The 13,256-nt window shown below is 72.4% G+C and carries 13 protein-coding genes; all 13 read right to left on the reverse strand.

Features of this window, described 5'->3' with window-relative positions:
- Positions 1-22: 22 nt before the first annotated feature.
- The 13 genes from OG361_RS18170 to OG361_RS18230 all read right to left on the reverse strand — a co-directional run bounded on the left by OG361_RS18170 (position 23) and on the right by OG361_RS18230 (position 13,182).
- Positions 23-1,165: a polysaccharide deacetylase family protein gene (locus OG361_RS18170; RefSeq protein WP_405854824.1), complete on the reverse strand. Its 1,143-nt coding sequence runs from the start codon at positions 1,163-1,165 to the stop codon at positions 23-25.
- Positions 1,165-2,535, reverse strand: coding sequence for a condensation domain-containing protein (locus OG361_RS18175; RefSeq protein WP_405854826.1), 1,371 nt, complete (start codon positions 2,533-2,535; stop codon positions 1,165-1,167). Before OG361_RS18175 ends, OG361_RS18170 begins: the two co-directional genes overlap by 1 nt.
- 166 nt (positions 2,536-2,701) lie before the next feature.
- Positions 2,702-3,526: a hypothetical protein gene (locus OG361_RS18180; RefSeq protein ID WP_405854828.1), complete on the reverse strand. Its 825-nt coding sequence runs from the start codon at positions 3,524-3,526 to the stop codon at positions 2,702-2,704.
- Positions 3,523-3,789: an acyl carrier protein gene (locus OG361_RS18185; protein ID WP_405854830.1), complete on the reverse strand. Its 267-nt coding sequence runs from the start codon at positions 3,787-3,789 to the stop codon at positions 3,523-3,525. The genes OG361_RS18180 and OG361_RS18185 overlap by 4 nt, the downstream gene beginning before the upstream one ends.
- Positions 3,786-4,781 (reverse strand): 3-oxoacyl-[acyl-carrier-protein] synthase III C-terminal domain-containing protein, encoded by a 996-nt coding sequence (locus OG361_RS18190; protein ID WP_405854832.1) that lies wholly within the window; start codon positions 4,779-4,781, stop codon positions 3,786-3,788. The genes OG361_RS18185 and OG361_RS18190 overlap by 4 nt, the downstream gene beginning before the upstream one ends.
- Complete coding sequence (locus OG361_RS18195; RefSeq protein WP_405854834.1) at positions 4,781-5,605, reverse strand: class I SAM-dependent methyltransferase; 825 nt, start codon at positions 5,603-5,605, stop codon at positions 4,781-4,783. Before OG361_RS18195 ends, OG361_RS18190 begins: the two co-directional genes overlap by 1 nt.
- A 21-nt stretch (positions 5,606-5,626) precedes the next feature.
- Positions 5,627-5,860 (reverse strand): phosphopantetheine-binding protein, encoded by a 234-nt coding sequence (locus OG361_RS18200; RefSeq protein WP_024755837.1) that lies wholly within the window; start codon positions 5,858-5,860, stop codon positions 5,627-5,629.
- Between the two features lie 10 nt (positions 5,861-5,870).
- The gene (locus OG361_RS18205) at positions 5,871-6,290 is read right to left on the reverse strand and encodes a holo-ACP synthase (protein WP_405854836.1); all 420 of its coding nucleotides are present in this window, start codon (positions 6,288-6,290) and stop codon (positions 5,871-5,873) included.
- A 221-nt stretch (positions 6,291-6,511) separates the two neighbouring features.
- Positions 6,512-7,348, reverse strand: a complete 837-nt coding sequence (locus tag OG361_RS18210; RefSeq protein ID WP_405854838.1) for a hypothetical protein — start codon at positions 7,346-7,348, stop codon at positions 6,512-6,514.
- Positions 7,345-8,217, reverse strand: coding sequence for a diiron oxygenase (locus OG361_RS18215; RefSeq protein WP_405854840.1), 873 nt, complete (start codon positions 8,215-8,217; stop codon positions 7,345-7,347). The genes OG361_RS18210 and OG361_RS18215 overlap by 4 nt, the downstream gene beginning before the upstream one ends.
- A 160-nt stretch (positions 8,218-8,377) precedes the next feature.
- Positions 8,378-9,022, reverse strand: a complete 645-nt coding sequence (locus OG361_RS18220; RefSeq protein ID WP_405854842.1) for a pyridoxamine 5'-phosphate oxidase family protein — start codon at positions 9,020-9,022, stop codon at positions 8,378-8,380.
- Positions 9,019-10,047, reverse strand: coding sequence for a LuxR family transcriptional regulator (locus tag OG361_RS18225; protein ID WP_405854844.1), 1,029 nt, complete (start codon positions 10,045-10,047; stop codon positions 9,019-9,021). The genes OG361_RS18220 and OG361_RS18225 overlap by 4 nt, the downstream gene beginning before the upstream one ends.
- A 384-nt stretch (positions 10,048-10,431) precedes the next feature.
- Positions 10,432-13,182 (reverse strand): BTAD domain-containing putative transcriptional regulator, encoded by a 2,751-nt coding sequence (locus OG361_RS18230; RefSeq protein WP_405854846.1) that lies wholly within the window; start codon positions 13,180-13,182, stop codon positions 10,432-10,434.
- Positions 13,183-13,256: the final 74 nt, after the last annotated feature.

The raw sequence follows: 13,256 nt of genomic DNA on the forward strand, positions 1-13,256 counted from the left end.
CTTCAGTCGTTGATCGTGGTCTTCATCGGCCGAGCGGCCGGGTGCCCTGGGTGCCGTCGGTGCCCCGGGTGCCGTCGGTGCCCCGGGTGCCGTCGCTACGTGCCTCGTCGGTGCCGGGAGGTGCGGCCTGTTCCCCCGCGGCCAGTTCCCCCACGGTGACCAGCTCCAGGCCGCGTTCGAGCAGGCCCTCGACGATCGCCGGAAGGGCCCGCACGGTCTGGCTCCGATCGCCGGCGCCCTCGTGCATCAGGACCACCGAGCCCGGCCCGGCGGACTCCAGGACGGTCGCGGCGATCCGCTCCGGCCCCGGCCTCGCCCAGTCGCGGGTGTCCACGTCCCACATCGTCAGGGTGGTCGGGTACCCCTCCAGGGCGGCCAGCACCTCGGGGCTCAACGCCCCGTACGGCGGCCGGAACAGGGTCGGGGCCTCCTCGCCGGTCACCTTGGCCACCGCCTCCGCCGTCCGGTCGAGCTGCTCGCGCAGCTGGTCCGGCGTCAGGTCGGGCAGGTAGGGGTGCGACCAGGAGTGGTTGCCCAGTTCGTGGCCGGACGCGGCGATCCGGCGCACCAGGTCGGGCAGGGCCGCGACATGGTGACCGACGCAGAAGAAGGTCGCCCGGGCTCCGTAGCGGTCCAGGATGTCCAGCACCTGGCCGGTGTGCACCGGATCGGGGCCGTCGTCGAAGGTGAGCGCGACGCGCGGGGTGTCCCGGCGGCCGTGCTCGAAACAGCGTCCGGTCGCCGTCAGCGCCGCCACGATCGGCTCGCCGCGCCGCACGCCTTCGAAGTACTCCTCGGCGCGGCCGGTCAGCGTGCCTCCCTCGGCGGTCACCCGGGCCAGCTCGCCGGGCGCGGTCCTGGCCCGTTCCGCCAGCTGTCCGGCCGGGACGGAGCCGAAGCCCGGCCGCGGCGGCAGCAGCCAGGGATCCGCGCGGTACACCTCCAGACCGGCCGCCGTCATCGGGCCGTCGAGCAGGCCGTTGGTGCTGTCCAGGACCACGGCGGGTGGCCGCCCGCCGTCGAACGCCTCCAGCCAGGCGATGAGTTCGGCGACCTGGGCGCCGCCCCAGCCGCTCGGCTCCACCACCCGGCGCCCCGCGCCGTCGAGCACCTCGACCCGGTAGCCCTCGTCCGTCCAGGCGATTCCCGCGTACCGCGTGGCCATCAGTCCCCCAGAGCGATCGCCTCGGCGACGATCAGCCGCTCGACCCCGCGGAGGAACCGCTCCATCCCCTCGCGGCCGATGACCGCCGGGTCGGCGGTCATGGCGAGGTCCAGGGCGCCCGGGGCGGTCAGCACGTCAATAGCCATCGAGACGTTCTTGCGGGGCAGGAACTCCGTCGGCCAGCTCAGCTCGGTCCTGCCGATCAGCTCGCTCAGCGCGGCCCGCGGCCTCTCGACGCCGTCGAACGGCCCGACGCCCGGGTCGCGGGTGTCGTTCCACCAGTACGAGTGGTCGGCCGCCTCGCCCTTCTCGACGAGCAGCGCCACCTCACGGTCCAGCGCCCACTTGTCGTACGAGGCGTGCCGGAACGCGCTGAACGCGACGGAGCGCGTCCGCCGCACCGCGTCCTCGAAGTCCCGGTCCGCGTCCGTGAGACGGAACAGGGCCTCCTGCGCCACCGTGCTGACCGCCGCGGCGGCGGCCGGCTGGAAGCGGTTGCCCACGACCACCTGGAACAGCACGTCGCTGCTCCCGGACATCCTGGCCAGCTGATGGGCGGCCGCGCCGAGCAGCACCGCGGCATCGCTGACCTCCAGCTCCGCCGCCACCCGCCCGACGGCGATCGCCAGCGCGGGCGAGCGCAGCAGCGCGTTGGGGAACATCCGCTCCGGGTCGTCCGCGAGTTCCGGCGCCGCGGGGTCCTGGAAGATCCGGCGGGGGCCGGCGGTCAACTGCTCGCACCAGTAGCGGCGGGCCGCCTCGTCCCGGCGGCGGCCGAGCGGCGACGCCTGGACCTCCGCGGCGTCCAGGGGCTGGAGGGAGGGGCGTGCCTGGCGCAGCGACGCGGCGGTCTCCCCCGATACGACCGACTCCAGGTCGCGGAGGAGGATGCCCAGCCCCCAGTAGTCCATCCCGGTGTGCGCCCCGACCAGCACCAGCCGGTGGACCAGGCCCTCGGACTCCACCAGGCCGACCCGCAGGGGCCAGTCCCGCGTGTGGTCGAAGGAGCGGCCGGCCAGCTCCTTGAGCAGGCCGGCGCCGACCTCCGGGGCCTGGTCCGCCGGGCACGTACGGGTCTCCACCGGAAGCTCGCCGCTGCCGTCAACGACCTGCTCCAGACCGTCTTCGCCGTCCTGCAGGAACCTGGTGTGCAGGCTGTCGTGGAGCAGGAGCAGCTCCGTCAGGTCCGCGAGCACGCGGGCCGCGGGGCGGGGCGGGGAGACGGGGAGGTCGACCGGCACGTTGTACCGGGGGGCGTCGTCGCCGAGCCGGGTCACGACCCCCCAGATCGCCCGCTGCCCCCAGGTCGCCGGGCCGGTCCCGGCCCTCGCGGAGTCCAGTCTGATGGTCCGCTTCTCAGCCGTGGTCATCGTGTTCCGACCTTCCCTTCGGTTTGCCTTGTCCGATGTCTGTCGAGGCCGGGCACGACCCGGCGAAACGCCCGGTACGAGGGGCGAGTACGGCCAACCGGGGGTGAGCCCGTCCACCACGGCGGGGACGTGGTGGACGAGCTCACCCCTGGGGGCCGCGCGGAAGTCACCCCTCGCCGTGGGCGAAGAGCGCGACGTGGCTGCGGCCGGTGCGCGGGTCCGTGTCGCAGAGCACGACCCGCCGGTACGCCCGCTGCCACTCCTGCCAGTGGTCGGCCAGCTCCAGCCAGAGGCTCGTGCAGTAGCTGCCGGGGGCGACCCGGTGCACCGCGGTGGCTTCCGGGACGTCCTCGGTGACCCAGGGGCCGAGGACGAGCAGCGTGCCGTCCTCGGCTTCCAGGTCCTGGCCCAGGGTGTTCCCGCCGAGGGCGGTCGCCGCCGAACCGGCCGAGTGCGCCCGGACGAACCGCAGGCCGGCCCCGGTGGAGGCCCCGAGGACCAGCGCCGCGGCCGAGTCGACCAGCGGGGTCTCCTGGACCAGTGGGAAGGCCGTCGGCAGGGTGGTCTGTTCGAGCACCGCGAGGACCACCTCCGCGGCCCGCCCCGCGCGGTGGTACGCCGAGGCGATCCGCAGCGCGGTGAAGGGTGCGGCCAGGCCCTGCTGGCCGATCGCGAAGTTGGTCGCCCGGCCGCCGAGGCGGCCGGTCAGATGCGGCGCGACGGCGGTGAACGGCACCACGTCCGGCAGGGCGTGGGTGACGATCAGCAGCTCCGGCCTGCTCCGGCCGACGCCGTCGTCGGCGACGAGCAGGTCCGCGAGGTCGCGGTGGTGGACGTGCGCGCCGCGGCTCAGCAGCTCCTCGTCCGGCTTCTCACCGAAGGGAGTGAGCAGGTCGCGGTAGTAGTCGAGCGCGGCCGGGGTGGTGTCGCCCGGTCCCCGGCCCTGCGGTGAGCGCACCGCCGCGGCGGCCCGGACGGCGAGTCCGCTCATGACGTCCCCTCTGCTTCGCGGAGTGCGGCCTCGACGTAGTCGGCGAAGGACCGCATGGTCCGCAGGTGGTCGATGTCGAGCTCCTCCGGGTCGACCGAGATCCCGGTCGCCTCCTCGACGGTCATCAGCAGGCCCAGCACGGCGAGGGATTCGAGCTGCAGCTCGTCGAAGAGCGCGGTCTCCTCGGTGAGTCCGCTGATCGGCCGCTCCAGGACCTCGCTGAGCGCCTTCTCGATGGTCAGCAGAATCTCCTGGCGGTTCATCCGTTCTCGCCCCCCGCCCGGTGGGTGATCACCATCGCGCCGAAGGTGGCGCCCAGACCGACGGAGACCAGCAGGTAGTGCGCGCCGTCCACCAGCCGGCCGGCGTCCCGCAGGGTGGTGTAGTTGACGAAGACGTCCGAGGCGAAGGTGTGGCTGAAGCGCGGGACGTTGTCCAGGAACACCTTCTCCGGCGCCACCTCCAGCTCCTTGATGGTCTGCCGCCAGGCCAGCTTGTTGACGTTGTGCGGGATCACCAGGTCGATCTCGTCGAGCGTCAGCCCCGCCTCCGCCACGGCCTGGTGGATGACCTCGGCGATCCTGCTGCCGTACTGCTCCCCGAACCGGGTGTTCTGCTCGGCGGTCAGCTCCAGCCACTGGGCGTACTCGCCCAGGGTCCGGGTGGCGAAGGCCCGGACCACGTCGCCGTCGCCGTCCAGGGTGATCAGGCAGGAGGCCGCGGCGTCCGCCATGATCGAGGTGTTGGGGACGTGCTGGACGATCGGCGAGTACGCCTGCTCACCGGTGACCATCAGGGCGTACGCGCCCTCGCCGCCCTCCGCGCGGAGCAGCTCGCCGAGGACCTCGATGGCGCCCAGGCTGCTGACGCAGGCCTGGTGGCTGAGGCCGAAGGCCTCGGTGTCCGCGAGGCCCAGGTCCTCGCCGACCACCTGGGCGATGTCCACGTCGGCCGGGGCCACCGCCTGGGTGGTGTGGGCGTACGCCAGGTAGTCCACCCGGCCGCCGTCGGGGAGGGCGGCCAGGGCGCCGCGCGCGGCGGGCCGCAGCAGGTCGAGCAGCGGGAGCTCGGGGTCGAAGCGGAGCGTGTCCAGGCCGTAGAACTTGCGGAACACCCCGAGCTCGGCCCGGCGCAGGCCGAGCCGCTCGCCCAGCTCCTCGATGCGCACGCTGCGCTCGGGCAGGTACGACTCGATCCGCTCCAGGGTGATCCGGCGCTCCGTGGTGATCCGGCGCTCCGTGGTCGGAAGGCTCATCAGGCCGTCGCGATCTCGGCGCGGATCAGCCACAGCCGGTTGGCGCCGCGGCGGTCCCTCGGCTGGACGTCGTACGGCCAGCGGCCCTCGCCGGCGCCGGGCTGACCGGGCTCGCGCAGGTCGGTGGTCTTCCAGCCGTTGGCGGTCAGGAACTCCTCGGGCTCGTCGGTGCCGAAGATCCACGGCGTGCCGTCGGCGGCGAGGTTGTCCAGGAAGCGCTTCGAGAACGGGCTGCGCAGCAGGGCGCGCCCGAGGATGTCGAAGGCCAGGTGGCTGCCGGGGGCCGAGGCGGAGGCGAGCAGCCGGAGCAGTCCGGCGGCCTGCTCCTCGGTGAGGAAGAAGGTCAGCGCCTCGGCGATCCACAGGGTGGGGCGGTTGCGGTCGAAGCCGGCGGCCTCCAGATCGGGCAGCCACTCCTTGGTGAGGTCGGCGGACACCTCGCGCCGGTCGGTGCGCGGCTCGGCCCCGAGGGCGTCGAGCCGGCGGCGCTTCTCGGCGATCAGCAGCGCGTGGTCGACCTCGTAGAGCTCGGTGCCGTCCGGCCAGTCGAGCCGGAACGCCCGGGTGTCCATGCCCGCGGCGATCAGCACCACCTGCTGGATCCCGCTCTCGGCGAGGACGTCCCGGATGGCGTCGTCCAGGAACCTGGTCCGGATGGAGATGAACGGCAGCAGGCCGCCGCCCGCGTAGCGCTCGATCAGCTCGAAGCCCCTGGGCGCGGCCAGGTCGTTGGCCAGCGGGTCGACGAAGAGCGCGTCCTCTCGCTCGGACTCCTGCGCGCGGGCCGCGGCCATCCACTGTGCGGTGTACGAGACAGCATCCATGGTGAAGATCCCTCCTCGGGATCAGGCGAAGAACGCCTTCTCGATGGTCGCGAGGGTCTGGAAGTCCTCGATGTCGATGTTGTCGAAGTCGATCTCGACGCCCGCGGCGTCCTCGATGGTGTAGACGAGCTCGACGAAGGCGAGCGAGTCGACCAGCCGGCTCTCGATGAGGTCGACGTCGGCGGCGAGCTCGGTGCGCTCGGGGTGACGGCCGAGGATCCAGTCCCGGACCTTGTCGATACCTGCGGAACTCATGGCATTCCCTTCAGAGTCGCTGTTCCAGCGAGTTGTGGTGATCGAGAGAGGTGGAGGAGGCCGCGACGGCGATCGCGAAGCCGGCGTCGTGGCTGATGCTGACGTCGATCGGGCCGAGCCCGGCGTCACGGGCCAACTCGGCGGCCCTGCCGGAGAGTCGGACCCCGGGTCGGCCGCCGGGACCGCGCAGGACCTCGATGCCCTGCCAGGGAACCGGCCTTCCGACGGCGCCGAGGAGCTTGAAGACGGCCTCCTTGGCGGCCAGCCGTCCGGCGATCCCGGCCTGGTCGGGTGCGCCGTCCGGAGTGCGGGAGACGCTCAGCTCCTCGGCGGAGAGGTACCGCTTGAGCAGCAGGCCGATACCGGGGTCCAGCAGTTCGCGGACCCGGGAGAACGGCACGAGGTCGACGCCGATGAGTGGCTGGACCACGACGGGTCGGGGCGCGACGGGCGGGGTTACGGCGGGCGGGGTTAAGGCAGGTGGGGTGACGGCGGGCGGGGTGACGGCGGGCGGGGTTAAGGCAGGTGGGGTGACGGCGGGCGGGGTGACGGCGGGCGGGGTTACAACAGGTGGGGTTACGGCGGTTGGGGTGACGGCGGGCGGGGTTACAACAGGTGGGGTTACGGCGGTTGGGGTGACGGCAGGTCGGGTCACGACGGGTCGGCGGCGGCGCTCACGGCGGCCAGCGCGGCGTCGAGGTCTTCCTCGAAGTGCTCGGTCAGGACGGCCAGCCAGCGCTCGAGACCGAAGGCCACGCAGGAGGTGTAGGCGTGCTCGCCGGACTCCAGCCGGATGCCGCACCGCTCGCCGAAGAAGTTGCGGTGGGTGTTGACGGAGGCGATCGCCAGGTCGCCGTACTGGAACTCGTACTTGACCGGGCTGAGCTTCTGCATCAGGGCGCGGCCGTTGTCGTTGCGGAAGAACGGGTCTCCGGCCGGTACCTTGCCGAGCTCGATCCCGAGCGCGGCGGCGAAGGCCTGGATCCGCTCGGTGAAGCGGGCCAGCACCTGCTGGGTGTGGTCGAAGCCGCCGAGTGCGACGATCTCGCGCATCTGGAAGCTGGCGAGGCGGCGCAGCCCGCCGTAGTGGTCCTCGTTGCGGAAGCAGCGGTTGACCAGGGTCACCAGGGTGTCGTCGGCGACCTGTTCGCCCTCGTGGAAGAGGTACGCGCCGTAGCAGGTGGCGTGCGGCAGTCCGTACCGGGCCTCGGTCACCGCTCCCGGGCCGAACCGGCCGTCCACCGGCTTGAACTGGTCTTCCGTCAGATCGAGCGAGCCGGCCACCCAGGCGAGCTGGGGGAAGTTGGTGTAGACGTCGAACTTCTCCAGGTCGGGCACCGGGAAGAGCGGCGGGGCGCTGATCTCCTCGGCTCCGGCCGCGAGACCCCAGCCGGCGAAGACCCGGTCGAGCTCCTTGACGAGCCGGGTGGCTTGCGGCCCGAGGATGGCCAGTGCGGGCGCGCCGTCGCTCCCGGTCAGGCGGTTCATCGGATGAGTCCCGTCTTCTCGAGGTACTTGGCGGTCTTGCGGAAGGTGCGCTGCTCGGCCTCGGCACGGGCCGGCGACTCCATCAGGGACCGGCGCAGCTCGTGCGGGTTCTCCAGGCCGGCGTCGCGGTAGACCTGCGGGTGGTAGAGGGAGTCGAAGCTGTGCTTCAGGTAGCGGCGCAGGTAGGTGGAGATGTCGTCCAGTTCCTGCTCGGTGGCGGTCTCCTTCAGGTCCTGGTGGAGCAGGCCGACCAGTTCGCGGCCGAAGGCGATGTGCCGGGACTCGTCCTGGTGGTGGATCCGGTTGATGCCGCGGATCGTCTCGTGCAGCCGCTCGTCCTCGGCCATCGCCGAGTTGAAGTGGTCGACCAGCTCCTCGAAGATCAGGATCCGGGCGAAGACCAGCAGGCTCTGGACCTTGGCCGAGGAGCCGGCCACCTCCGCGCCGCCGGCCGGCTGCCGGTAGATCTTCCCGCCGTAGCGGAGGCAGAATTCGGCAAAGAACCACATGTGCTCGTTCTCCTCACCGATGAAATGGTGGAAGAACTCAGAAGGCGTTTCGAAACCGGCGGTGTGGATTCGGGCGACCACCTCGATGAGCAGTTCCCGGATGCCGTGCACATTGAGGCTGTAGAAGTTTATGCTCTCGTGCTTGGAAAGCGTGTGGAGCTGCTGCGGAGTGAGCTTCTCGGCCCATTCCGTCCCGTACGTGGTGGTGAGCTCGGGGCTCATCCACCACATGTCCTCGGGAAGCTTGTCCGGCCACTCGAACAGCCGGTACGGGTTGTAGTAGTCGTCGATCGACTTGGTGGCGAGTCGGTCCAGAATTCCCCGGAACCGGTCGTTTCGGTCGATCACGTCGCTGACCATCGCGCGATGTCTCCGTTCGCTTCGAGGGCTCTTTGCTCATCCAAGAATGGATTCCGGCGCGGGGTCCATCAATGCCCGAAACCGGCTGCCGAATTCGGCCAGCGGGCGGGTCGGCCCGTCACGGGAGACAGTCGGGCGCTCTCGGGGAACGGCGGCCGGATCAGTCCGGCCTGACACCGTCGTGGTGCTCCGCGAGTTCCGCGCGCAGGGTGGCGTTCTCCTGCTCCAGCAGCGCGAGGCGATCGCGGATCGGGGCCAGGGCGTCGGAGAGTTCGTCCTGGCTGAAGCGGGGGGTGATGTGGTTGGGGCAGTTCCAGGCGAAGGCCTCGACCCGGATGGTGACGAGCTGTTCGACCGTGCCACCGGTACGCGGCGAGGCCAGGCGCTCGGCGAGCGCGGGGTCCTCGTCGGCCTGGACGGCGGTGGCGTGGCCGAACAGCTTGAGGCGGGTCTGGCGGGCGTGGTCGATGAAGAAGAGCGCGACCCGGTCATTGGCCCGCACGTTGCCGGTGGTGATGTACTGCCGGTTGCCCCGGACGTCCAGATAGCCGAGGGTGTGCGCGTCCAGGACATGGACGAACCCCGGCGGGCCGCCCCGGAACTGGATGTACGGCCAGCCGGTCTCGCCCACGCTGGCGAACAGGAAGCCGTCGAGGCCGCGGATGAAGCCCGCGGCGGCCTCGGTGAGCGGCTCGGCCTCCTCCACCGGCTCCCGCAGGCGGCGGTCGGTCGCCGAAGCGCTGCCCATCTCCTCCTGGACCCGGCGCACCGCCGAGGTGTACGCGAGTCGGTCGTAGCGGCTCATGCGGCGCTCCTCACGGCCAGGTCGACCAGGCCGGTCCGGGCGGCCAGCACACCGGCCTGGAAGCGGCTGGAGGCCGACAAGTCCTGCATGATCGTGGCCACATGGCGGCGGAAGGTCCGCTCGGACATGCCCACCCGGCGCGCGATGACCTCGTCCTTGGCGCCGGAGGCCAGCAGGTCGAGCAGGGTCGCCTTCAGGTCGCCCATCGTCCCCGCGTAGCCGGCCGCGCCGGAGTCGAAGTCGAACGCGGACTCCCAGACCCGGGCGTGCAGTCCGGCCAGGAAGGCCGCGACCGCGCCCTCGTAGACGACGGCGATCGCGTCGCCCTCGCCGGCCGGGATGAAGGCCGTCTTGCGGTCGAAGACCAGGAAGCGGTCGCGCACCTCGTTGGTGGTGCGCACCTGCCCGCCCGCGGGCAGGAGTTCGCCGAGGTGCGCGCGGGTGTCGGAGTCGCCGCGGGCGGTGTGCGGGTAGAGGATCCGTCCCTGCGCTCCGCGCCGTACCGCCTCCAGCACCAGGGGCCGGGCCAGCCGGAACTCGGGGGTCTCGCGGGCCACGCAGGGCTGCATCACCAGGACCTCGGTGGTGCAGCTCTGCGCGGCCTCGAGGAGGCGCAGCTCGATCTCCTCGCGGTCGTCGGTGATCACCACCGACTCGGCGCGGGTCCTGGACTGCTTCTCGAAGGCTGCCACGAAGGAGCTCAACTGCCCCTTGAATCCCGCGAGTCGGTGACGGCTGTCGAGGATCTCCCGCTCCAGGGGGACCAGCAGCTCCATCTGGGCTGCCTCCGGGCTGACCGCGACCAGCCGGCCCGCGGCGCTCTCCGCCGGCTTGACCAGGCGCAGTTCGCGCAGCATGCCGATCGCCTGCTCGACGCGCGGCTGCGGGACGCCCAGCTCCTGGGCGATCCCGGACGGACTGAAGTCGGCACGTCCGACGGTGTGTTCGTAGAGTGCGACCACGAACTCGTTCACCTCGTCGGCGCGCCGGGCTTCCTGACGTGGGGTCTGTGCCGCGAATTCCATCGTCACCTTTCTGATCGCGCGGATGCTGCGGGCATGACCGAAGGAGAGGGGCCTGAACGCACCCCGCGCGGGTGACGGCGAAGGCCACCGTGAGCTGTGGCAACGCGTCACCTCATGGATCGGCACGGGGAACGGCCTTGCGGTGCGGCCACCGTATGGGCCCCGCCTGGTCGGTCTCCTACAGCCGGACCAGAGGACCGGAAGCCTCCGGAACGCCGGTCCCGGCGGAGCGCACCGGGGCTGACCTACGGTTCTGCCGGTCGCCGCGGACCGGCCCGCAGGAACCGGCAGAACGTGTGCAACTGCCGGAGTGGTCGTTCTGCCGCCCGGCTGGCACGTGACTAGGTCAACTGCGCTTTGCTGATTGCCAGTTGATCGACACCTTCAGCGGATCGGCCCCGCGTTGGTGACCTCGTCGGCGGTCTCCGCCCGGTCGCCGCGCCGGGCGATTCCACGAGTCTGGGGGAGGTGGTCGCAGGCCGGCCCCATGGAGCCGTTCTCCTGGCGCGCGGCTCGGATGCGGCGCAGTGCCAGCGCCTCGCCGTCGGCCCAGCCCGCCTGGCGTGCGAGCTCCAGCGCGCTGCCGAAGAGTTCCAGCGCCTGCGCGTTGTTCGCCAGCACCCAGTGGCATTCGGCGCGCCGCAACTGGGCGGCGGCCTGGGCCCGCAGCTCGCCGTCGGCGACGGCGGCGAAGAGGCTGGCGGTCGCGACCTTGAGGCAGTCGCCCGTGTACATCCGCACCGAGAGGTAGCCGTGCAGGCTCTCGGCCAGCCGCCAGGCGATGGCGGTGAAGCCCGCGCCGGACGCCTGCAGGACGGCGCCGGCCAGGTTCTCCCGCTCGCTGTCCAGCCACTCCGAGGCCTGGCCGTGGTCGGAGAAGACCAGCGCGGCCGAGGGCGCCGTACCGGCGGACGGGACCGAGGCCGAGTCCGCCGGGTAGAGCAGTCGGGCCGCCGCGTCGGCGTGGTAGAGGTACCAGTCGTAGAGCCGCTGCCGGGCGGCGTGCGCCTCGTCCCTGCTGACGAGTTCGCGGGCGTAGGAGCGCAGGAGGTCGTGCAGCCCGAAGCGGCCGGCCGCCCGTTCCCGCACCAGATGGGCGGCCGTCAGGCGTACGAGCAGTGCGGCCGATTCGGCCGAGGTCGAGTCCGCCAGCGCCGCGGCGCCGTCCACGGTGAGGTCGGGTCCGGGCATCAGGCCGAGGAGCCGGAACATCCGCTGGGCCGCGGCCGGGAGGGCGCGGTACGAGAGGTCGAAGGCGGCCCGTACCGTCGAGCGCCGGTCCCCTTCGATGTGCAGCCGGCTGAGCATGTCGTCGCCCGCTAACTCGGCGCAGTAGTCGGCGATGCCGGCATTGCGGGCCAGCAGGTTGGCGCCGGCGATCCGGATGGCCAGCGGCAGACCGCCGCACACCCGCACGAGCCTGCGGGCGGCCTCCTCCTCGGCCGCGACCCGGCTCTCGCCGATGGTGCTGCCGAGGAGTTGGCGGGCCTCGTCCGGATCGAGCACGTCCAGGACGAGCTGGCGGGCGCCGTCACTCGCGACGAGACCCGCGAGCTGGCTGCGGCTGGTGATCACCACCGCGCAGCCCTGGGCGCCCGGGATGAGCGGCCTGACCTGCTCGGCGTCGCGCGCGTTGTCCAGCACGATCAGCATCTGCTTGTCGGCGAGCAGCGTGCGGTACAGCGCCGCGGCCTCGTCCTCGTCCGCCGGCACCTGGTCGGGCGGAGCGCCGAGGGCCCGGAGGAACTGCGCCAGGACGTCTCCGGGACGCAGGGTCGGGAGGGGGGAATGGCCGCGCAGGTCGACGAAGAGCTGCCCGTCCTCGAAGTGTTCGCGCCGCGCGTGCGCCCAGTGCTTGGCGAGGGCGGTCTTGCCGACGCCGGGCGCGCCGACCACCGCGACCAGGTGCGAGCGCCGCGCCGGGTCGGGCGAGACGAGGGCGTCCAGCTCGCGCATCTGCCGCCGCCGCCCGACGTAGGAGCCGGCCCTGGCGGGCAGCTGGGCCGGGAGCGGGCCGGTGGGCGCCGTGCGGCCGGTGGGCGGCGTACGGTCGGCCGGCGCGGGGCGGTCGGGGCGCAGCGCGAGGGGCAGTTGCTGGCGCAGCACCCGCAGCTGGGCGTCGCGGACCTCCGCGCTGGGTGCGATGCCCAGTTCCTCGTCGAGGCGGTCGCGCAGGCGGTTGAACACGTTGAGCGCGGCGGCCTGCTCCCCGCAGCTGGCGAGGGCGAGGATCAGGCGGGCGTGCAGACCCTCGTGCAGCGTCTCGGTGTTCACCATGTCCCACAGCACCGGGACGGCCTGCTCGGGCCGGCGCAGCAGCAGCGCCGTGTCGGCGTGCAGAAGCACCGCCTTGACCCGCCGCTCGTTGGCCACCACCGCGGCCGGATGCTGGCGCAGCACCGGGTCGGCGTCCGCGAGCACGGGGCCCCGCCACCACCGCAGGGCCTGCGTCAGCGACTCGTACGCGGCCCCCGGGTCCGGTGCGCGGTGCAGTCGCTCGGCCTGGGCCACCAGTTCGTCGAAGTGGCCGAGGTCGATCTGGTTCCGGGAGGCCTCAAGCAGGTAGCCGGTGGGCGTCCGGGCGACGGTCGGCGGCGGGACGATCCGCGGGCCGCCCTGTTCCAGCAGTCGGCGGACCTGGCTGACGTAGGTGTGGATCAGGCTCTGGTGGGAGCTGGGCGGCCCGGAGGGCCAGAGGGTGTCGGTGATCTCCTGCTGGGTGGCGGGCTCGGGGTGCTTGAGCGCGAGGAGGCCGAGCAGGCGGCGGAGCATGGGGCTGGTGACCGGGACGGGGGTCTGGCCGCGCTGGAGGGAGAGCGGGCCGAGGATCAGCAGGCGCGGCCGGCCGGCGTCGCGCGGTGACCCGGTGCGGGCGGTGGCCAGCAGGTCCGTCAGCTCACCGCCGGTCAGCCCCAGCGCCTCGGCCAGGCGCTGGAGGGTGCGCGACTGGGGCCGGTGGACCCGGCCGCGCTCGATGTCGCGCAGCGCCCTGGTGCTGATCCCGGCCCGCGCCGCGGCCACCTCCTGACTCAGCCCGGCCCGTCTGCGGAACGACTGGAGCCGTGAGCCGAACGGGCCGGGCTCGCCTGCCGCACCTCCCCGGGGAAGCCCCGTGGCCGCCGTCCTCTCTGACATGGCATCCCCCTCATCCGATGACCGCGACCCGTCGATCATGACCGGCGGCGGCATTGCGGGCCGTGCGCGGCCGA

Origin of the sequence: Streptomyces sp. NBC_00090, from assembly GCF_045160815.1 — a bacterium.
Classification (GTDB): Bacteria; Actinomycetota; Actinomycetes; order Streptomycetales; family Streptomycetaceae; genus Streptomyces.